Origin of the sequence: Actinoplanes sp. NPDC023714, assembly GCF_040639855.1 — a bacterium.
GTDB lineage: Bacteria > Actinomycetota > Actinomycetes > Mycobacteriales > Micromonosporaceae > Actinoplanes.
Genome location: NZ_JBFAAR010000012.1, coordinates 177,665 through 197,589, shown reverse-complemented (window position 1 = coordinate 197,589; position 19,925 = coordinate 177,665). Strand labels below are relative to the sequence as shown.

The 19,925-nt window shown below is 71.2% G+C and carries 17 protein-coding genes; 14 read left to right on the top strand and 3 right to left on the bottom strand.

Annotated features, from left to right (window positions below):
- The first annotated feature begins 74 nt into the window (after window positions 1-74).
- The 3 genes from AB0G10_RS37690 to AB0G10_RS37680 are packed head-to-tail and all read left to right on the top strand — an operon-like array spanning window position 75 to window position 2,760.
- Window positions 75-650, top strand: a complete 576-nt coding sequence (locus AB0G10_RS37690) for a winged helix-turn-helix domain-containing protein (RefSeq protein ID WP_360933270.1) — start codon at window positions 75-77, stop codon at window positions 648-650.
- Window positions 651-694: 44 nt separating this feature from the next.
- Entirely contained in the window at window positions 695-1,912 is a 1,218-nt protein-coding gene (locus AB0G10_RS37685) for an MFS transporter (RefSeq protein ID WP_360933267.1), read from the top strand.
- The gene (locus AB0G10_RS37680) at window positions 1,909-2,760 is read left to right on the top strand and encodes a menaquinone biosynthesis protein (RefSeq protein WP_360933264.1); all 852 of its coding nucleotides are present in this window, start codon (window positions 1,909-1,911) and stop codon (window positions 2,758-2,760) included. Before AB0G10_RS37685 ends, AB0G10_RS37680 begins: the two co-directional genes overlap by 4 nt.
- Here the strand turns inward: AB0G10_RS37680 and AB0G10_RS37675 are convergent.
- From AB0G10_RS37675 to AB0G10_RS37665, 3 genes are all read right to left on the bottom strand, one after another.
- Window positions 2,753-3,706 (bottom strand): aldo/keto reductase, encoded by a 954-nt coding sequence (locus AB0G10_RS37675; RefSeq protein ID WP_360933261.1) that lies wholly within the window; start codon window positions 3,704-3,706, stop codon window positions 2,753-2,755. The genes AB0G10_RS37680 and AB0G10_RS37675 overlap by 8 nt on opposite strands.
- A 68-nt stretch (window positions 3,707-3,774) precedes the next feature.
- Window positions 3,775-4,593: an SWIM zinc finger family protein gene (locus tag AB0G10_RS37670; protein ID WP_360933258.1), complete on the bottom strand. Its 819-nt coding sequence runs from the start codon at window positions 4,591-4,593 to the stop codon at window positions 3,775-3,777.
- A gap of 1 nt (window position 4,594) precedes the next feature.
- Complete coding sequence (locus AB0G10_RS37665) at window positions 4,595-7,717, bottom strand: SNF2-related protein (protein ID WP_360933255.1); 3,123 nt, start codon at window positions 7,715-7,717, stop codon at window positions 4,595-4,597.
- A gap of 123 nt (window positions 7,718-7,840) precedes the next feature.
- Between AB0G10_RS37665 and mqnC the strand changes: the two genes are divergently transcribed.
- The 11 genes from mqnC to AB0G10_RS37610 all read left to right on the top strand — a co-directional run bounded on the left by mqnC (window position 7,841) and on the right by AB0G10_RS37610 (window position 19,925).
- Complete coding sequence (gene mqnC / locus AB0G10_RS37660; RefSeq protein ID WP_360933252.1) at window positions 7,841-9,082, top strand: cyclic dehypoxanthinyl futalosine synthase; 1,242 nt, start codon at window positions 7,841-7,843, stop codon at window positions 9,080-9,082.
- Between the two features lie 289 nt (window positions 9,083-9,371).
- Window positions 9,372-10,067, top strand: coding sequence for a demethylmenaquinone methyltransferase (locus AB0G10_RS37655; RefSeq protein ID WP_360933249.1), 696 nt, complete (start codon window positions 9,372-9,374; stop codon window positions 10,065-10,067).
- 49 nt (window positions 10,068-10,116) lie between these two features.
- On the top strand, window positions 10,117-10,395 hold the full coding sequence (locus AB0G10_RS37650; RefSeq protein WP_127544936.1) for a hypothetical protein: 279 nt from the start codon (window positions 10,117-10,119) through the stop codon (window positions 10,393-10,395).
- A 102-nt stretch (window positions 10,396-10,497) separates the two neighbouring features.
- Window positions 10,498-11,790 (top strand): geranylgeranyl reductase family protein, encoded by a 1,293-nt coding sequence (locus tag AB0G10_RS37645; RefSeq protein WP_360933246.1) that lies wholly within the window; start codon window positions 10,498-10,500, stop codon window positions 11,788-11,790.
- A gap of 80 nt (window positions 11,791-11,870) precedes the next feature.
- The gene (locus AB0G10_RS37640; RefSeq protein ID WP_111652111.1) at window positions 11,871-12,236 is read left to right on the top strand and encodes an NADH-quinone oxidoreductase subunit A; all 366 of its coding nucleotides are present in this window, start codon (window positions 11,871-11,873) and stop codon (window positions 12,234-12,236) included.
- A gap of 5 nt (window positions 12,237-12,241) precedes the next feature.
- Entirely contained in the window at window positions 12,242-12,913 is a 672-nt protein-coding gene (locus tag AB0G10_RS37635; RefSeq protein ID WP_360933243.1) for an NADH-quinone oxidoreductase subunit B family protein, read from the top strand.
- Window positions 12,910-13,644, top strand: coding sequence for an NADH-quinone oxidoreductase subunit C (locus tag AB0G10_RS37630; RefSeq protein ID WP_360933240.1), 735 nt, complete (start codon window positions 12,910-12,912; stop codon window positions 13,642-13,644). The genes AB0G10_RS37635 and AB0G10_RS37630 overlap by 4 nt, the downstream gene beginning before the upstream one ends.
- A complete protein-coding gene (locus AB0G10_RS37625) occupies window positions 13,641-14,966 on the top strand; it encodes an NADH-quinone oxidoreductase subunit D (RefSeq protein ID WP_360933237.1) in 1,326 nt (441 codons plus the stop codon). Before AB0G10_RS37630 ends, AB0G10_RS37625 begins: the two co-directional genes overlap by 4 nt.
- Window positions 14,966-16,117 (top strand): NADH-quinone oxidoreductase subunit NuoE, encoded by a 1,152-nt coding sequence (nuoE, locus tag AB0G10_RS37620; protein WP_360933234.1) that lies wholly within the window; start codon window positions 14,966-14,968, stop codon window positions 16,115-16,117. The genes AB0G10_RS37625 and nuoE overlap by 1 nt, the downstream gene beginning before the upstream one ends.
- Window positions 16,114-17,430, top strand: coding sequence for an NADH-quinone oxidoreductase subunit NuoF (nuoF, locus tag AB0G10_RS37615; protein ID WP_360933232.1), 1,317 nt, complete (start codon window positions 16,114-16,116; stop codon window positions 17,428-17,430). Before nuoE ends, nuoF begins: the two co-directional genes overlap by 4 nt.
- A complete protein-coding gene (locus AB0G10_RS37610) occupies window positions 17,430-19,925 on the top strand; it encodes an NADH-quinone oxidoreductase subunit G (RefSeq protein WP_360933229.1) in 2,496 nt (831 codons plus the stop codon). Before nuoF ends, AB0G10_RS37610 begins: the two co-directional genes overlap by 1 nt.

Below are 19,925 nucleotides of genomic sequence, written 5' to 3'. Positions count from 1 at the left end.
GTCGAGCGGCCCTCCACGCTACGCGGTCCGAGCCGCGTGTCCACCGAATTTCCGCGGCCGACCAGAATGGGGGGATGGCGGAGCGGGAGCAGGAGCGAGTCCGGATCAGCGATGCGCGGACCCTGCGGGCGCTCGCTCATCCGGCCCGGATCGAGATCGTCGACCATCTGACGGCGACCGGGGCGGCGATGACCGCGACCGAGTGCGCGAGGCTGGTCGGGCTGTCGCCGAGCGCCACCAGCTATCACCTGCGGGAGCTGGCGAAGTACGGCCTGGTGGAGCAGGCGCCCAGCCAGGGTGACGGGCGGGAGCGGCGGTGGCGCAGCACCGGGTCCAGCCTGTGGATCGACAGCGACGCCGGGAAGCCGGATTCGGTGGCGGCCGAGAAGGCGCTCATCGACATCTACCTGACCCGGGACAAGCAGCGCCTCCGCGAGTGGGTGGAGCGGCAGGCCGGCGACCCGCAGGAGTGGCGGGACGCGAGTTCGCTCATGGGCCAGCAGCTGATGGTGACGGCCGGCGAGCTCACCGAGCTGAACGCGAAGATCCGGGCGCTGCTGGAGCCGTACCGGGTGCGGGACCGGCAGGAGGGCGCGCCGGAGGGTGCTCGGCACGTGGTGGTCCAGTACGCGGCGTTCCCGATGGCATAGCGGCACCCTTGCTTCTCATGGATGTGAAGGAATACTTTCGAAGTATGTCCTTCACATCTGCGGACGAGCGCTGGGCGGACGTCTATCTCGTGGCGGCGGGCCGGGCGATCTCCGTCTGCGGCGATCTGCTGGCGGCGACCACGCTCGCCCTGGTGCTGCAGCAGTCCGGGCACGGCGGGCTGGCCGTCTCCGGCCTGCTCGTGGCGGCGACCCTGCCGGTCGCCGTGCTCGCGCCGATCACCGGACGGCTCGTGGACCGGGCGGACAGCCGTACCCTCCTGGTCCTGGTGGGTTCGATCCAGGCCGTGGTCTGCGCGGTGCTCGCCAACGCGCGCCACCCGATCCTGATCATCGCGTTGGTGGCCCTGCTCGGATGCGGTCTCGCCGTGACCCAGCCGACGCTGGCGGCGCTCGTGCCGAGGATGGTGGGAGCGGCCGGCCTGCCGAAGGCGAGCGGCGTCGTGCAGACCGCCGGGCAGGCCGGGATGCTGATCGCGCCCGCGCTCGCCGGGATCCTGGTCGGCCAGGCGGGCCCCCGCCTGCCCCTGCTGCTCAGCGCGGCCAGCTATCTGGGGCTGATCGGGATCGGGCTGCTCGTCCGTACGCGACGGGGTGTCGCCGCGACCGCGGACCCCTCGGCGCCGTTCCGGCTGCGGGACGACCGCATCCTGACCGTCATGACGGTGGCCGTCGCCTCCGTCGTCGCCGGGGTCAGCGCCATCAACGTCTTCGAGGTCTTCTTCATCCGGGACACACTCGGGGCGTCCACCACGGTCTACGGCTTCGTGATGGCGTCCTGGACGGTCGGCATGGTGATCGGCAGCCTGGCCTTCGGGCGGCTGCGGCCCCGGCGGCTCACCATGCCGCTGGTCCTGACCCTGCTCGCGCTCTCCTGCGTCGCGGTGCTGGCCGGTTCCGCGGTCGGCTCGGCCGGCTGGCTCATCCCGCTCTGGATCGCCGGCGGCATCACCAACGGTGGCCTCAACGTCTGCACCACCGTGATCGTCGCGAGCCGGGTGCCGGCCGCCTCGCACGGCCGGGCCTTCGCCGCGTACACCGCCGCGGTCCAGGGTGCCGGGCTCGGCGGCCTGCTCGTGGCCGGCCCGCTCGCCGAGAGTTTCGAGCCCCGCCTGCTGGTCGCGGGCGCCGGCGCGGCCGGGATCCTGGCGGCGCTCGCCTGCCTGCCCCTGGTGCGATCTGAGCCACCCGGCGCCCCCGGGGACGCCGGACGTCCCGAGATCCGGGATAACGTCGCAGCATGAGCGACAGCGCGCGTCGGCCCCGGGTCGGGCACATCCAGTTCCTCAACTGCCTCCCGATCTACTGGGGCCTGATGCGCTCGGGCGCGCTGCTCGACGTCGACCTCCACAAGGACACCCCGGAGCGGCTCAGCGCCGCCCTGGTCGCCGGTGACCTGGACATCGGGCCGATCACGCTCGTGGAGTACCTGCGGCACGCCGACGAGCTGCTTCTGCTGCCCGACCTCGCGGTGGGCAGCGACGGCCCGGTGCTCTCGGTCAACCTGGTCTCCACCCGGCCGCCGGCCGAGCTGGACGGGCGGCCGGTCGCGCTCGGCTCGACGTCGCGGACCGGTGTGCTGCTCGCTCAGATGCTGCTCTCCGAGCGGTACGCCGTGAACCCCGAATACTTCCGCTGCCCGCCCGACCTGTCGCAGATGCTGATGGAGGCGGACGCCGGGGTGCTGATCGGCGACCCGGCCCTGCGCGCCATGTACGAGGCGCCCGCCCGCGGCCTCCAGGTGATCGACCTGGCCGAGGCGTGGAAGGAGTGGACCGGCCTGCCGATGGTCTTCGCGGTGTGGGCGGTTCGCAGGGATTTCGCGGCCGCGCACCCGGGCCGGGTCAAGGACGTGCACGAGGCGTTCCAGCGGTCCCGCGACCTGGCGCTGAAGGAGCTCGACGAGGTGGCCGAGGCGGGCGCCCGGTGGGAGCCGTTCGACGCGGCCACCCTCGCCAACTACTTCCGGGTGCTCGACTTCTCGCTCGGCGAGCGGCAGGTCGCGGGGCTGCGGGAGTTCGCCCGGCGGGCGGCCGAGCGGGGCGAGGTGCCGGCCCTGCCCGAGGACGGGCCGGCGTTCTTCGTCAGCTGAGGATCTGGTCGAGCGCGGCGAGGTCGGCCGCGCTCAGCTCCCACGACGCCGCGGCCGCGTTGGCCCGCACCTGATCGGCGGTGGTGGCCCCGGCGATCACGCTGGTCACCGCCGGCTGGGCGGCCAGACCGGCGATCCCGACCTCGAGCAGGCTGCGATCCCGCTCCGCCCCGAACGCGGTGAGCGCCTCGATCGTGTCCCAGTCGGCGTCGGCGAGCCAGGACGCGTACCGGTCCTGGGACATCCGGGTGCCGGCGGCGGCCGGCTCGCCCCGCCGGTATTTGCCGCTGAGCAGGCCGGACTCCAGCGGGAAGAAGGGCAGCAGCCCGAGGCCGAACTGCTCGCAGGCCGGCACGACCTCGTCCTCGGCGTCCCGGGTGAGCAGGCTGTACCGGTTCTGCGCGCTGACGAACCGGCTCTGCCCACCGGTCCGCGCCGTCCAGTCGGCGTCGGCGATCTGCCACCCGGAGAAGTTCGAGTTCCCCAGATAGCGGACCTTTCCCGAGCGTACGAGGTCGTCGAGCGCGGCGAGCGTCTCCTCGATCGGCGTGGCCGGGTCGGGCTCGTGCATCTGGTAGAGGTCGATGTGATCGGTGCCGAGCCGGCGCAGGGACGCCTCGACGGCCCGGGCGATGTACCGACGGGAGCCGCGGGCGCCGAAGTCGCGGCCGTTCAGCCCCTCCATGTTCATGCCGAACTTGGTGGCGAGCACGACCTCGTCGCGCCGCCCCTTCAGCGCGGCGCCGAGCAGTTCCTCCGAGGCGCCGTGCGGGGTGCCGTAGATGTCGGCCGTGTCGAACAGCGTGATCCCGGCGTCGATCGCGGCGTCGACCACCTCGCGGGTGCCGTCCGCGTCGAGCTTGCGGCCGAAGTTGTTGCAGCCGATCCCGACGACGGACACGACGAGGCCCGAGTCGCCCAGCCGGCGATAGGTCATGTCACTCATGAAACCTCTATTCCGATATCGGTTATGGTCTATTCACCGCGTCCATCGTGGACTCGCCCACGATCGGTTCACGATGGGCGCGGCCCCTCGTCCAGATCGCGGTAGGCGGCGCGCAGCGTGTCGACCAGCGGGATGTGCCGGACCTTCACCGGCGGCGGCTCGAGCGCCCGCAGCAGCAGCTCCGGCGGGGTGCCGCCGCGCGCCGGGCGCTCCCGCAGCCGGCCGAGGCTGATCCCGGGGGCGTAGAAGTCGGCCAGCCGGTCCTCCAGCGGCTCCTCCTCGACGGCGAGGAAGTCGATCTCCTCCTCCGGCTGGGGAGTGCCGCGCAGGTCGTCGAGGAGGGCGTCGCGCTCCCGCCCGCGCCAGGCCAGGACCAGGAACGGGTCGTCGTCGAAGGCCTCGGCCAGCACATAGAGGGCGGCCGAGCCGTGCTTGCAGGGGATGCCCCAGTCCGGGCAGGAGCAGGCGATGTTCAGCTCGGCCGGGAAGAGCGGCATCCCCAGGTCGGTGAAGAGGTCGACGATCTCGTGCGGCATCTCGCCGGCGAGCAGCGCGGCGCGGTAGAGCGCTCGATCACCGAGGGCTGAGGTGAGGAGAGTCCACTGCCCGTCGTCGTACGCCGGGATGCGGATGTCGACCTGGTAGGGGATGGGACGCGAGCCCTGCACCCGCGCGGTCACGTGGCCGGGGCGCAGCGCGAAGTCGATGACCTGGCCCTTGCGCGCGTAGGTGCGGCCGCGCGCGAGCCGCCCCGGCTGGCAGACGCCCTCCAGCCAGTCGACGAACCGGCGCGACCACCACTGCTCGCCGATCTTGCCGCGCTGGGACCGGACGGCGAGCCCGCCGTCCACCCGGATCGGACGCCCGTAATCGGAGAAGTCGGCCATCTCAGCGCACCGCCGCCGGGTCGAGCGAGAACAATTCGCGCAGCTGATCGGTGCTGAGGTCGGTGATCCACTCCTCGCCGGTGCCGACCACCGACGAGGCGAGCGCCTTCTTCCGCTCGATCATCTGGTCGATCTTCTCCTCCAGCGTGCCGGTGCAGATGAACTTGCGGACCTGCACGTTGCGGGACTGCCCGATGCGGAAGGCCCGGTCGGTGGCCTGGTCCTCGACCGCCGGGTTCCACCACCGGTCGAAGTGGACGACGTGGGTCGCGGCGGTCAGGTTGAGGCCGGTGCCGGCCGCCTTCAGCGAGAGCAGGAAGATCATCGGTTCGCTGCCGGTCTGGAACTGCTCGACCAGCGCGTCGCGGCGGGCCTTGGCGAGACCGCCGTGCAGCCAGAGCACCGGCCGGTCGAGCTGGGCCGTGAGATAGGGCTGGAGCAGCGAGCCCCACTCCGCGTACTGCGTGAAGACCAGGGCCTTGTCGCCGTCCTCGACGATCTCCTCGGCCAGTTCCTCGAGCCGGGCCAGCTTGCCGGAGCGCCCGGGCAGCCGGGAGCCGTCCTTGAGCAGGTGGGCCGGGTGGTTGCAGACCTGCTTGAGCTTCATCATGGCGGCGAGCACGTTGCCCCGCCGCTGGATGCCCTCGCTGCTCTCGATCTCGGCCATCATGTCCTCGACCACGGCCTGGTAGAGGGTGGCCTGCTCGGGCGTGAGCGAGCACCACACCTTCATCTCGTTCTTCTCCGGCAGGTCCGAGATGATGCTCTTGTCGGTCTTGAGCCGGCGCAGCACGAACGGCCCGGTCGCCCGCTTCAGCGCGGCGGTGGCGTCGGCGTCCTGCCGCGACTCGATCGGCTCCTGGAACCGGCGGCGGAACCGCTTCGCCGGCCCGAGCAGCCCCGGATTGCAGAAGTCCATGATCGACCACAGCTCGGCCAGGTGGTTCTCGACCGGGGTGCCGGTCAGCGCGATCCGGGTCCGGGCCCGGATGGCCCGCACCGCCTGGGACTGCCGGGTGCCGCTGTTCTTGATCGCCTGGGCCTCGTCGCAGACGACCCGCTCCCAGACCACCTCCCGGAGCGTCTCCAGGTCACGCAGCGCGGTCCCGTAGGTGGTCAGCACCAGGTCGGCGGCGTCCACCGCGGCGGTGAACTCCTCGCCGCGCTGCCGGGTGCCGCCGTGGTGCACGTACACCCGCAGCGAGGGCGCGAACCGGGCCGCCTCCTTCTGCCAGTTGCTGACCAGTGACATCGGGCAGATCAGCAGGGTCTTGCTGGCGGCGGTGAGCAGCAGCGACAGCGTCTGCGCGGTCTTGCCGAGCCCCATGTCGTCGGCGAGAACCCCGCCGAGGCCGAGCTGGGAGAGGAAGTTCAGCCAGGAGAGACCCCTTTCCTGGTACGGCCGGAGCGCCCCGTGGAAACCGGCGGGCGTCGGCAGCGGGGTGAGACGCTCCGCCGTCTGGCCGGACAGCAGATCGCCCAGCATCCCGTCGGCGTCGACCTCGACCAGGGGCAGGTCCTCCTCGCCGCCGTCGACCACCTGCTGGAGCACCTCGCCGGCGGTCATCTCGCCCTCCCGCCGCCGGCTCACGGCCTTGAGCGCCGCCTTGAGCTGCCGGTCGTCCAGCTCGACCCACTGGCCGCGGACCCGGACCAGCGGCACCTTGAGCCGGGCCAGCTCGGCCAGCTCGTCGGCGCTCACCTCGCTCTCGCCGATCACCAGGTCGAGGCGGAACTCGACCAGCTGCTCCAACCCGAAGCCGGAGTCGGCGACCGCCCGGCCGGAGCTCGCCTTCGACTTGGTCTTGGAACGGGTGGTGAGCTTCAGGCCGACCGCCTTGCGGCCGGCCCAGGACGGCAGCTGCACCCCGAAGCCGGCGGCCTGGAGCAGCGGCGCCACCTGGCGGAGGAACTCGAACGCCTCGCCGGTGGTGAGCGGCATGGCGGCCGGGCGCTGCTCGAGCAGCGCCACGTGCAGCAGCGGGAAGAGCCGGTTCGCCCGGCCCAGCCCGGCCAGCAGGGTCTCGTCGGGGCGCCGGGGCAGGCCCGGGAACCGCTCGCCCTCCCAGAGCGCGGCGGCCGGCAGGTAGAGGCTCGGGTCCTCGGCCGACTGCAGCGCGAACTCGAGGTTCCACGCGTCCTCGCCGGGATCGGGCTCGATCAGCCGGAAGCTGACCCGGATCGGGCCGTTCGCCGCGTTCGCGGCCCGCATCCAGTCGTCGAGCGCCTTGCGCAGGTCGCGCACCTCGGCGGGATCGGCGCCGGCCAGCGCCGGGTCGTCGGCGGTGAGCGCGGAGAGCCAGCGGTCCGGCAGCGGCGCCTTCGGCCCGGGCCGCGCGCCGGCCAGGATCCGCTCGGGCATGACGTCCCGGGCGGCCCGGTCGACGAGCGCCTCGAGCGCGTCCCGGACGACCCGCCCGGCGGGATGCCCCTCGCCGGCGCCGGTTTGAGTGCTGCTCGCGGTGCCCGCGACGGAGTCGGCGCCGGCTCGCGGGCTGCTCGCGGCTCGTGCGCCGGCTCGTGGGCTGCTCGCGGGTTTTGCGCCGGCGCTGAGGGCGCGGGCCACCGGTGGGATGCCGGCGGCGAAGTCGCGGAAGGTCACGGCGTCGCTGCCGGTCAGCACCGGGCGCCAGCGGGCCGCGGGCAGGCCGCCCTCGACCACCAGCTGGGGCAGCATCCGGCCGCGCCGGGCCAGGTCACAGGCGTAGCCGGCGAGCAGGCAGAGGTAGCGCAGCGAGGGGCCGGCCACCCACGGGCCGCTCGGGTCGGGGTCGGCGAGCTCGGCGAGCACCGCGGCGGCGGACCGGGCCGGGACCGCCAGCGCCGGTACGGTCCAGCCGGCCAGACGCAGACCGCGGGCCGCCGGCTCGGCGCCGGTGTCGGGGGAGGGCAGGGGACCGCGAGCCGTGCCAGGCAGGACGGCGGTGACGGTCTCCGGCGCCGCGTCGGTGACCGGTGCGCCGAGCGCGACACGTACCGAATCGATCGAGGCGGCGAACGGGTGCGGCCTGGCGCTGCGGGAGCGGGACTCCGAGGTCAGCGGCAGCGCGGGATCCTCGGCCCAGAGCACGAGCCGGCCGGGTCCGCCCGGACCGGGCACCCAGCCGGCATGAACGACGAGCACTTCCACCCCCAAGAAAGCCTTGTCGAGGTTACTCCGGGCTCGGGTGATCAGCGGGGTTGCCGGGCCGCGGGCGGTGACCCTCGCCGCTGACGGGCGAAGCCGCCGAGACGTACGCTTCGAGGCGTGACCGCGAACCCGGAGATCGACAGCATCCTGCAGCGCGGCGCCGACGGCGGGCGGATCACGCCCGAGGAGGCGCTGCTTCTCTACACGCAGGCCCCCTTCCACGCCCTCGGCGAGGCGGCCGACGCGGTCCGGCGACGGCGTTATCCGGACGGGATCGTCACGTACCTGATCGACCGGAACATCAACTACACCAACGTCTGCGTGACCGCGTGCAAGTTCTGCGCGTTCTTCCGCGCGCCGAAGCACAAGGAGGGCTGGTCGCACCCGACCGAGGAGATCCTCCGGCGCTGCGGCGAGGCGGTCGACCTGGGCGCCACCCAGGTGATGCTCCAGGGCGGCCACCACCCGGACTACGGGGTGGCCTACTACGAGGACCTCTTCTCCTCGGTGAAGCAGGCCTACCCGCAGCTCGCGATCCACTCGATCGGCCCGAGCGAGATCCTGCACATGGCGAAGGTGGACGGCGTCTCGATCGAGGACGCGGTCATCCGGATCAAGGCGGCCGGCCTCGACTCGATCGCCGGCGCCGGCGCCGAGATGCTGCCCGAGCGCCCGCGCAAGGCGATCGCCCCGCTGAAGGAGAGCGGCGAGCGCTGGCTCGAGGTGATGGCGGTGGCGCACCGGCACGGCCTCTCGTCGACCGCCACCATGATGATGGGCACCGGCGAGACGAACGCGGAGCGTATCGAGCACATCCGCATGATCCGTGACGTGCAGGACCTCGCGGTTGCGAACGGTTACCGTGACGACGCCGTGGAGAAGGACCACTCCGTCGGCGGGTTCCGGGCCTTCATCCCGTGGACCTACCAGCCGGAGAACAACCACCTGAAGGGCCGCACCCAGGCGACCACGGTGGAATACCTGCGCTTCGTCGCGGTCTCCCGGCTGTTCTTCGACAACGTGGCGCACCTCCAGGCCTCCTGGCTCACCACCGGCAAGGACATCGGCCAGCTCTCGCTGCACATGGGCGTCGACGACCTCGGCTCGATCATGCTGGAGGAGAACGTGATCTCCTCGGCCGGCGCCCGGCACCGGTCCAACCTGCAGGGCCTGGTCTCGATGATCCGCACCGCCGGCCGGATCCCGGCGCAGCGCGACACCTGGTACCGCCACCTGGCCGTGCACCGGACCGCCGCGGAGGACCCGACCGACGAGCGCGTGGTCTCGCACTTCTCGTCGATCGCCATCCCGGGTGGCGGCGCGGGACGCACTCAGCTGCCGCTCGTGGAGGCTTCCTGACCCCTTTGGGGGGTGGCGGTCGGCCGTTCGGCCAGGTTCGGGTCGTCGGACCGGTGAGGGAGGGTTGCTCCTTCGTAACGAGGCCGCCGGTTGCCTGTACCCCGTCTTTGGCGCTCGTTAAGTTGCCTGCGTAAGGCATTGAAAGCTTAGCGTCGCCAGCCGCGATCAGGTCGGTGACGAGCAGTCGGACCCGACCGATGGCGGTCGTATATATAACGCACAAGGTGCGGGCGGGATGGGAGACCATCCCGCCCGTTCTGTTTTCCCGGGCGCGGGGGAGTATTGGCCTGTGACGCGTGCAGACCTGGACAAGCAGCCCCATGAGGTCGCCGAGATGTTCGACGGCGTGGCCAAGCGGTACGACCTCACCAACACCGTGCTCTCCTTCGGCCAGGACCGGGGCTGGCGCCGGGCCACCCGGGCCGCTCTCGGCCTGCGGCCCGGCGAGCGGGTCCTCGACGTCGGCGCCGGCACCGGGGTCTCCACCGAGGAGCTGAGCCGGTCCGGCGCGTTCGCGGTCGGCGCCGACATCTCGGTCGGGATGCTGCGGGCCGGCCGGGCCGCCGGCCGCCGGATCCCGCTGCTCGCCGGTGACGCGCTGCGACTGCCGTTCGCTGACGCGACGTTCGACGCGGTGACCATTTCCTTCGCTCTGCGTAACGTCGTGGACACCACCGCCGCGCTGCGCGAGTTCGGCCGGATCACCCGGCCGGGCGGCCGGCTCGTGGTCTGCGAGTTCAGCACCCCGACCAACGCGGCGTTCCGCACCGTCTACATGAACTACCTGATGCGGTCGCTGCCGATGGTCGCCCGCGGCGTCTCGAGCAACCCGGAGGCGTACGTCTACCTCGCCGAGTCGATCCGGGCCTGGCCCGACCAGCGGGGCCTGTCCGCCCGCATCGCCGAGTCCGGCCCGTGGGACCGGGTCGGCTGGCGGAATCTGTCCGGCGGGATCGCCGCGCTGCATCGCGCCACCCGGGTATAAATCCGGCATTCGGCGTACAAGGCCGCCAATGGCTGTTTAGCTCGGGTTCATGACCAATATCGGGCATCTCGAGGACACCGACATCGACATCGCGATCGACGAGGGCGAGGCCGGCGAGCGCCGCGCCACCGAGCTGGCCAGCCGTCTGCGGATGGTTGCTGCCGAGGATCCGCTCCTCGCTCAGGACCTGGTCGAGGGACTGATCGTGGCCCTGGACAAGGCCATGGGCGGCACCATCCGCGATCACCTGGACGGCCCCGCCCTCGGCGTGGCGGAGAAGGTTCTGCCCGCTCCTGAGCAGCCACGACAGCCCCGCCCCAACAATTAGGCGGACCTAAGCGCAAAGATCTTCGATTGTCGGCCTACACTCCGATCGAGGCATGCTTGTGAACTAATTCACGAGCGTCCCCGGTGAGATGGAGGTCAGGCCGTGAGCGACCACGGAGTCGGTTCGATCGTCGTCGATGAGGCGGACGTGATCGTGGTCGGAGCGGGCCCGGGCGGGTCGGCCGCGGCATACCACCTCGCGCGCCACGGCGTGCGCGTGCTGCTGCTCGAGAAGACCGAGTTCCCGCGCGAGAAGGTCTGCGGCGACGGCCTCACGCCTCGTGCCGTTCGCCAGCTTATCCGGATGGGTGTGGACACGTCCGAGAAAGCGGGATGGTTGCACAACCGCGGCCTGCGGGTGATCGGTGGCGGCGTCCGGATGGAGCTGGACTGGCCCGACCTCGCGAGCTTCCCGAACTACGGCCTGGTCCGCACCCGGATGGACTTCGACGACCTGCTGGCCAAGCGCGCGGTCGAGGCGGGCGCGCTGCTGCGCACCGGGGTGAACGTCACCGGGCCGGTGCTCGACGACGACGGCCACGTGATCGGCGTGCAGGCCAAGGCCGCCGGTGAGCCGGTCGAGTACCGCGCCCCCCTGGTGATCTCCGCGGACGGCGTCTCCGGCAAGTTCCCGCTCGCCCTCGGCCTCGCCAAGCGCGACGACCGCCCGCTCGGCGTGGCGGTCCGGCGCTACTACCGCTCGGCCGCGAAGGCCGACGACAACTACCTCGAGTCCTGGCTGGAGCTGCGCAGCGCGCAGGACCCGGGACGGCTGCTGCCGGGCTACGGCTGGATCTTCGGGCTCGGCGACGGCCGGGTCAACGTCGGCCTCGGCATCCTCAACTCGTCCGACGCGTTCGGCAAGACGAACTACCGCGCCCTGCTCACCGACTGGCTCGGGAGCACCCCGGAGGACTGGGGGCTGCGCGAGGAGGCGAACGCGGACGGCCCCACGCTCGGCGCGGCGCTCCCGATGGGCTTCAACCGGGTGCCGCACTACACCCGCGGCGTGATGCTGGTCGGCGACTCCGGCGGCATGGTCAACCCGATGAACGGCGAGGGCATCGCGTACGCCATGGAGTCCGGCGAGCTGGCCGCCGAGATCGCGGTCCAGGCGCTGGCCAGGCCGGCCGGGCCCGAGCGGGAGCGGGCCCTCCGGGCCTATCCCGCAGAACTCAGTCTCCGGTTCGGTGGTTACTACCGGATCGGGGGGATCTTCGTGAAGTTGATCGGCAACCCGCAGATCATGCGCGCCGCCACCAAGTACGGCATGCCGCACCCGACGCTCATGAAGTTCGTCCTCAAGCTCCTGGCCAACCTGACCGACCCCCGGGACGGCGACGCCATGGATCGCATCATCAACGGTTTGACCAAGGTGGCGCCCGCCGTCCGCTGACGGAATCGGGCACCCCGAGCAAAGGGATACAAAAGAGCACGAACTAGTGTGAAGCGGCTAACAGTCGTACGGGAGTGAACATGACGGTCAACCCTTATGTCCCGATCGTCGGGTTGCTGATCCTCGGCGCCCTCTTCGCGTTGTTCTCGGTGTCCGTCGCCCCCATCGTCGGGCCCAAGCGGTACAACCGCGCGAAACTCGATGCCTATGAGTGCGGGATCGAACCGGCCCCACAGCCGATCGGTGGCGGCCGGTTCCCGGTGAAGTTCTATCTGACAGCGATGCTCTTCATCATCTTCGACATCGAGACCATCTTCCTCTACCCGTGGGCCGTCTCGTTCGACGCGCTCGGGCTGTTCGGGTTCGTGGAGATGGTCCTCTTCATCGTCACCGTCTTCATCGCCTACGCGTACGTGTGGCGGCGCGGCGGCCTGAACTGGGACTGATAACCATGGGAATCGAAGAGAAGCTGCCCGCCGGCATCCTGCTCACCTCGGTGGAGAAACTCTCCAACTACGCGCGCAAGTCGTCGTTCTGGGGCGCCACGTTCGGTCTCGCCTGCTGTGCCATCGAGATGATGGCGGCCGGCGGTCCGCACTACGACCTGGGCCGCTGGGGGATGGAGGTCTTCCGGGCCTCGCCCCGGCAGGCCGACCTGATGATCGTCGCGGGCCGGGTCAGCCAGAAGATGGCTCCGGTGGTCCGGCAGATCTACGACCAGATGCCCGAGCCCCGCTCGGTGATCTCGATGGGCGTCTGCGCCTCGTCCGGTGGCATGTTCAACAACTACGCCATCGTGCAGGGCGTGGACCACATCGTCCCGGTCGACGTCTACCTGCCGGGCTGTCCGCCCCGGCCGGAGATGCTGATCGACGCGATCCTCAAGATGCGCGAGAAGGTGATGGCCCAGCCGCTCGGCCCGAACGGGCGCAAGATGCTGGCCGCTCGCGAGGCCGAGGGTAAGACGCCGATCGTCGCCCCGGGTGCCATGCCGTCCTCGTACCGCGTCGACAAGGCACGGCGGGCGGAATGGACTCAGGCCGTCAAGGAAGGCCGTGAGGAGCAATTGCGGATCGAGAACTGGATGAAGCTCCAGCCGCATTTGCGGGAAGGTGTCAAATGAGCATTTCCTCGGGCACCCAATCCGAAGGTACGCAGGGTGGCGTACCCATTACGTCACCGACCGGAGCCGAACTAGGTGCGCCGGCGCAGACTCCACCCAGCCCCGACAAGGGGATGTTCGGAGTCAAAGGCACCGGTGACGTTTCCGGCTTCGGTCGTCTTGCCCGCCCCCGACCTGCTGTTTTTGACAGCCCGCGGCCGTACGGCGGGTATTTCGACGACGTCTATGACGCGTTGGAGGAAGCTTATCCGGCCTTCTCCGAAGCCATCGAGAAGGTGGTCGTAGATAGGGCGGAACTCACACTTCACATCAGGCCCGAGAAAATCACCGAGGTCTGTCAGGTAATGCGCGACGACGAGTCGTTGCGTTTCGAGCTCTGCTCTTCGGTGGACGCGGTCGACTACCTCGGCACCGACGAGCGCCGGTTCCACGTGGCGTACCAGTTGACCTCGATGACGTACCGGCGGCGGGTACGTCTCGAGGTGGCGGTCGCCGACGGCGTGAGCGTTCCGAGCGTCACCGGCGTCTACCCGACGGCCGACTGGCAGGAGCGCGAGGTCTACGACATGTTCGGCGTCGTCTTCGCCGGACATCCCAACCTCACCCGGATCCTGATGCCCGACGACTGGGAAGGGCACCCCCAGCGCAAGGACTACCCCCTCGGCGGCGTGCCGGTGGAATACAAGGGTGCCGAGATTCCGCCGCCCGACCAGCGGAGGGTCTACCAATGACGACATCCGAGTACGCGACCGAGCGGGAGACGACCGAGGGACGGGTCTTCACCGTCACCGGCGGGGACTGGGACTCCATCGCCGCCGGCATCGACCCGCTCAGCAACGAGAAGATCGTCGTCAACATGGGCCCGCAGCATCCGTCCACGCACGGCGTGCTCCGGCTGGTGCTGGAGCTCGAGGGCGAGACGGTCACCGAGTGCCGCCCGGTCGTCGGTTACCTGCACACCGGGATCGAGAAGAACCTGGAGTACCGGAACTGGACCCAGGGCGTCACGTTCGTGACCCGGATGGACTACCTCTCCAACATGTCGAACGAGGCGGGTTACTGCCTCGCCGTGGAGAAGCTGCTCGGGATCACCGACCAGATCACCGAGCGGGCCCAGACCATCCGTGTCATGTTCATGGAGCTCCAGCGGATCGCCTCGCACCTGGTCTGGCTCGCCACGACCGGCATGGAGCTGGGCGCGATCTCGATGATGCTCTACGGCTTCCGGGAGCGGGAGTACATCCTCGACATCTTCGAGGAGACCTCCGGCCTGCGGATGAACAACGCCTACATCCGCCCGGGCGGCCTCGCGCAGGACCTGCCGGAGTCCGCGGTTCGCAAGATCCGTGACTTCCTGGTCTACCTGCCGAAGCGCCTCAAGGAGTACGAGGCGATGCTCTCCGACCAGGTCATCTGGCAGCGGCGTACGCAGGGTGTCGCGGTCCTCGACGTGACCGGCTGCCTCTCGCTCGGCATCACCGGACCGGTGCTGCGCGCCGCCGGGCTGCCCTGGGACCTGCGCAAGACCATGCCGTACTCCGGTTACGAGACCTACGAGTTCGACGTGCCGACGGCGACGACCGCCGACGTCTGGGGCCGTTACCTGGTCAGGATCGCGGAGATCCGGGAGTCGCTCAAGATCGTCGAGCAGGCTCTCGACCGCCTGCGCCCGGGCCCGATCTGGATCGAGGACAAGAAGATCGCATGGCCGTCGCAGCTCGCGCTCGGCCTGGACGGTCTCGGCAACTCGCTCGAACACGTCGCCAAGATCATGGGCCAGTCGATGGAGTCGCTGATCCACCACTTCAAGCTCGTGACCGAGGGCTTCCGGGTCCCGCCGGGTCAAGTCTATGTCGCGATCGAGCACCCGCGTGGCGAACTCGGCGTACACGCGGTCTCCGACGGTGGCACCCATCCGTACCGGGTGCACTACCGGGAGCCGAGCTTCGTGAACCTGCAGGCCATCCCCGCGATGGCCGAGGGGGCGCTGCTCGCCGACGTGATCGCCGGCGGCGCCTCTCTGGACCCCGTGATGGGTGGGTGTGACCGCTGATGTCCGCAGATACGACTGTCGAGTTCTCGCCGGCGGCCGCGCCGCTCGCCGAGAAGCTGCTCGAACCGGCCCTGGAGATCCTGGCCCGCTACCCGGCGGGCCGGGAGCGGTCCGCGCTCCTCCCGCTGCTGCACCTGGTGCAGACCGAGGAGGGGCACGTCAGCCCGACCGGCGTGGCGTTCTGCGCGGAGATCCTCGGGATCAACAAGGCGCAGGTCGGCGCGGTCGCCACCTTCTACACGATGTACAAGCGCCGCCCCACCGGCGAATACCTGGTCAGCGTCTGCACCAACACGCTCTGCAACGTGCTCGGCGGTCAGCAGGTCTACGACGAGCTCGCCGAGCACCTCGGCGTCGGGCACGACCAGACCACGGCCGACGGCAAGATCACGCTGGAGCACGCCGAGTGCCTGGCGGCCTGCGACTACGCGCCGGTCGTGACGGTCAACTACGACTTCACTGTCGACCAGGCCACCCCGGAGTCGGCGGTGGAGCTGGTGGAGAGCCTGCGCAACGGCGAGCGCCCGGCGCCCGCCCGGGGCGCCCGGATCTGCTCGCTCAAGGAGATGCAGTACCAGCTGGCCGGTTTCGCCGATCCGCGCGAGGGCGCGGTCGGCGACGGGGTGGCCGGGGCGCCCACGCTGCGCGGGGTCCGCCTCGCCCAGGAGCACGGCGTCGCGGTGGCCGGATTCGACCCGGACACCCCGATCACCACGACCAAGCCGGCCCGGGAGGGGAACGCGCTTCCCCAGCCGCAGCCGGAGCAGCCGAGCCGGATCGCGTCGTTCGCGAAGAAGGCGACCACGGCGGTGAAGGCGGCCGCCGGCGCGGTCGCGGAGAAGGCGGGCGCGGTCGGGGAGCACCTGCACGCCGGCCGCACCACCGACACCGGGGACGTCAAGGACCCGCAGGTGCGGACCGCCGAGATGCGCAACCCCACGGCCGAGACCCCGTCGCCGTCCGGCGCCGCCACTGCCGGTGGGCCGCCGCCCAGCACACCGGCCGAGGCCGCCGGGGCGGCCGGCAGCGAGCCGGCCGGTGACGGCAAGCCCGCCGGCGACGGCACCCGCGGTGAGCGGATCGTCAGCCAGCGCACCGCCGACCAGAAGCCGGCCACCAACGTCCCGCGCGGCACCGAGGAGGAGAAGTGACCCAGCCACGGCCGGAGGTCCTCCAGAAACTCACCCCCGTCCTCACGAAGCGCTGGCTCTCGCCGGACGCCTGGCAGATCGGCGTCTACGAGCGGCTCGACGGCTACGCCGCGGTCCGCAAGGCGCTCGAGGTGCACCCCGACGACCTGATCCAGCTGATCAAGGACTCCGGCCTGCGCGGCCGGGGTGGCGCCGGCTTCCCCACCGGCCTGAAGTGGGGATTCATCCCGCAGGGCGACGGCAAGCCGCACTACCTCGTGATCAACGCGGACGAGGGCGAGCCGGGCACCTGCAAGGACCTGCCGCTGATGACGTACGACCCGCACTCGCTGGTGGAGGGCGCGATCATCGCGTCCTACGCCATCCGGGCCAGCCGGGCGTTCATCTACATCCGCGGTGAGGCGGTGCACGCCGCGCGGCGGCTGCGCAACGCGGTCCAGGAGGCGTACGCGAAGGGGTACCTCGGCAAGAACATCCTCAAGTCCGGGTTCGACCTCGACCTGGTGGTGCACAGCGGCGCCGGGGCGTACATCTGCGGCGAGGAGACCGCGCTGCTCGACTCGCTCGAGGGCTTCCGCGGCCAGCCCCGGCTGCGCCCGCCCTTCCCGGCCGTCGCCGGCCTGTACGCGAGCCCGACCGTGGTGAACAACGTCGGCACGATCGCCAGCGTGCCCTACATCGTCCTGGGCGGCGCCGACTGGTGGAAGAGCATGGGCACCGAGAAGTCGGCCGGCCCGATGATCTACTCGCTCTCCGGCCGGATCGCCAACCCCGGTCAGTACGAGTGCGGCCTCGGCATCACGCTGCGCGAGCTGATCGAGCTGGCCGGCGGCATGAAGCCCGGCCACAACCTGAAGTTCTGGACGCCGGGCGGCTCGTCGACGCCGATCCTGACCGCCGAGCACATCGACACCCCGATGGACTTCGAGGGGGTCGCGGCGGCCGGGTCGATCCTCGGCACCACGGCGATGCAGATCTTCTCGGACCAGGACTGCCCGGTCTACAACACGTGGCGGTGGCTGGAGTTCTACCACCACGAGTCGTGCGGCAAGTGCACCCCGTGCCGCGAGGGCAACTACTGGATGGTCCGCACGTACCGCCGGATCCTCTCGGGTCAGGGCACCTACGCCGACCTGGACACGCTCCAGGACACCGCGGACAACATCTTCGGCCGGTCGTTCTGCGGGCTCGGCGACGGCGCCGCGACCCCGGTCGTGTCGACGCTCAAGTGGTTCCGGGACGACTACCTCGGTTACATCGAGGGCCGGACCGCGCCGCGTCTCTCGGAGAAGAGCCTGGTGGGAGCGCACTGATGACCGACGTAGAGAAGAAGGCGGACCTCGTCACGCTCACCGTCGACGGGGTCGAGGTGACCGCCGAGAAGGGCGAGCTGGTCATCCGGGTCGCCGAGCGGATGGGCATCGCCATCCCGCGCTTCTGCGACCACCCGCTGCTCGCGCCGGCCGGCGCCTGCCGGCAGTGCCTCGTCGAGGTGGAGGGCCAGCGCAAGCCGGTCGCCTCCTGCACCCAGACGGTGGCCGAGGGCATGGTCGTGAAGACCCAGCAGAGCTCGCCGGTCGCCGCGAAGGCGCAGGCCGGCGTCATGGAGCTGCTGCTGATCAACCACCCGCTCGACTGCCCGACCTGCGACAAGGGCGGCGAGTGCCCGCTGCAGAACCAGGCGATGAGCACCGGCCGGGCCGACTCCCGCTTCGTCGAGCACAAGCGCGAGTACGAGAAGCCGATCCACATCTCCAGCCAGGTGCTGCTCGACCGCGAGCGCTGCGTGCTCTGCCAGCGCTGCACCCGGTTCTCCGAGGAGATCGCCGGTGACAAGTTCATCGACCTGATGGACCGCTCGTCCGGCGAGCAGATCAACGTCTACCGCGACGACTTCTTCGGCGGCGACCTCACCGGGGACGGCCAGGTCGGCGAGGGCGAGGGGGACGTCCCGTTCAACTCGTACTTCTCCGGCAACACGATCCAGATCTGCCCGGTCGGGGCGCTCACCGGCGAGCAGTACCGGTTCCGCGCCCGCCCGTTCGACCTGGTCTCCACGCCGACCTCGTGCGAGCACTGCGCGGCCGGCTGCTCGATGCGCGCCGACCACCGGCGCGGCAAGGTCCTGCGGCGGCTGGCCGGCGACGACCCGGCGGTCAACGAGGAGTGGAACTGCGACAAGGGCCGCTGGGGATTCCGCTACGCCACGGCCACCGACCGGATCACCACGCCGCTCGTGCGCGATGCGGTCACCGGCCAGTTGCGCGAGGCCTCCTGGAGCGAGGCCCTGCTCACGGCGGCCGAGGGCCTGAAGGCCGCGCGGGAGCGCGGCGTGGGGGTCCTGCCGGGCGGGCGGCTCACCGTCGAGGACGCCTATGCGTACGCGAAATTCGCCCGGGTCGTCCTCGGCACCAACGACGTCGACTTCCGGGCCCGGCCGGTCCGCGCCACCGGGACGCCGCTGAGTGCCACCGAGGAGGCCGACTTCCTCGCCGCCTCGGTCGCCGGCATCGCCGAGGTGACGTACGAGGCGGTGGAGAACGCGCCGTCGGTGCTGATCGCGGGCCTCGAGCCGGAGGAGGAGTGCCCGATCCTCTTCCTGCGGATGCGCAAGGCCCACGTCCGCAAGAAGCTGAAGGTCACGGCGCTGTCGCCGTACCTGTCCCGGGGCCTGGAGAAGCTCGGCGCCGCGGTCGTCACGGCGGTCCCGGGCGACGAGGCCCGGCTGCTCAACACCGACCCGGCGGTGGCCGCGGCGCTCAGCGCGCCCGGCTCGCTGCTGATCGTGGGCGAGCGGCTGGCCACCGTGCCGGGCGGGCTCTCCGCGGCGGCCGCGCTGGCCGAGCGGACCGGCGCCCGCCTCGCGTGGGTGCCGCGCCGGGCCGGCGACCGGGGCGCGCTCGACGCCGGCTGCCTGCCGAACCTGCTGCCCGGCGGCCGTCCGGTCACCGACGCGGCGGCCCGGGCCGAGCTCTCGCTGGCCTGGCGGACCGAGTCGGGCGTGCTCTCCGGCACGCCGGGCCGGGACGTCGACCAGATCGTCGCGGCGGCCGCCGACGGCACGCTCGGCGCCCTGCTGGTCGGCGGCGTGGACCCGGCCGACCTGGCCGACCCGCTCCTGGCCGAGCAGGCGCTCGACACCGTTCCGTTCGTGGTGAGCCTGGAGCTGCGGCAGAGCGCGGTCACCCGCCGCGCCGACGTGGTGCTGCCGATCGCCCCGGCGGTCGAGAAGGCCGGCACCTACATGGACTGGGAAGGACGCCTGCGGTCGTTCGGCGCGGTGCTGCCCGGCACGGCGATGACCGACGGCCGGGTGCTCGAGGCGATCGCGGCCCTGCTGGAAGTCACCTTGAACACCGGTGACGTGCAGGCCGTCCGCCGCGAGCTGGGCGCGCTGCCCGCCGCCTCGGCCCGTCCGGTGCCACCGGTCAGCGAGCCGGCCACGACGGCCCGGCCGGGGGAGCGGGAGGCGGTCCTCGCCACCTGGCACCAGCTGATCGATCTCGGCACGCTGCTCGACGGCGACGAGATCCTGGCCGGCACGGCCCGCCCGCCGGTGGCCCGGATCGGCAAGGCCCTGGCCGAGTCGCTCGGCGTGGCCGACGGCGACCTGGTCACGGTCAGCACCGGCCGCGGCGGCGTGACGCTGCCGGCCGCGATCGCCGACCTGCCGCCGGCAGTGGTGTGGCTGCCCACCAACTCACCGGGTTCGACGGTGCGGCGCAGCCTCGGCGTCACCGCCGGCGCGGTGGTCCGGCTCGAGGCCGGGGTTCCGGGTCCGATCCTCGCTGAGGGAGCAGCTCGATGA

What these genes read in the sequence shown, in the direction of transcription:
- AB0G10_RS37670 (WP_360933258.1), bottom strand. Translation starts at nt 4,593, where the DNA reads ATGGCCGACTTCTCCGATTACGGGCGTCCGATCCGGGTGGACGGCGGG.
- AB0G10_RS37630 (WP_360933240.1), top strand. Translation starts at nt 12,910, where the DNA reads ATGAGCATTTCCTCGGGCACCCAATCCGAAGGTACGCAGGGTGGCGTA.
- AB0G10_RS37650 (WP_127544936.1), top strand. Translation starts at nt 10,117, where the DNA reads ATGACCAATATCGGGCATCTCGAGGACACCGACATCGACATCGCGATC.
- AB0G10_RS37685 (WP_360933267.1), top strand. Translation starts at nt 695, where the DNA reads ATGTCCTTCACATCTGCGGACGAGCGCTGGGCGGACGTCTATCTCGTG.
- AB0G10_RS37675 (WP_360933261.1), bottom strand. Translation starts at nt 3,706, where the DNA reads ATGAGTGACATGACCTATCGCCGGCTGGGCGACTCGGGCCTCGTCGTG.
- AB0G10_RS37625 (WP_360933237.1), top strand. Translation starts at nt 13,641, where the DNA reads ATGACGACATCCGAGTACGCGACCGAGCGGGAGACGACCGAGGGACGG.
- AB0G10_RS37640 (WP_111652111.1), top strand. Translation starts at nt 11,871, where the DNA reads ATGACGGTCAACCCTTATGTCCCGATCGTCGGGTTGCTGATCCTCGGC.
- nuoE (WP_360933234.1), top strand. Translation starts at nt 14,966, where the DNA reads ATGTCCGCAGATACGACTGTCGAGTTCTCGCCGGCGGCCGCGCCGCTC.
- AB0G10_RS37680 (WP_360933264.1), top strand. Translation starts at nt 1,909, where the DNA reads ATGAGCGACAGCGCGCGTCGGCCCCGGGTCGGGCACATCCAGTTCCTC.
- AB0G10_RS37635 (WP_360933243.1), top strand. Translation starts at nt 12,242, where the DNA reads ATGGGAATCGAAGAGAAGCTGCCCGCCGGCATCCTGCTCACCTCGGTG.
- AB0G10_RS37690 (WP_360933270.1), top strand. Translation starts at nt 75, where the DNA reads ATGGCGGAGCGGGAGCAGGAGCGAGTCCGGATCAGCGATGCGCGGACC.
- AB0G10_RS37610 (WP_360933229.1), top strand. Translation starts at nt 17,430, where the DNA reads ATGACCGACGTAGAGAAGAAGGCGGACCTCGTCACGCTCACCGTCGAC.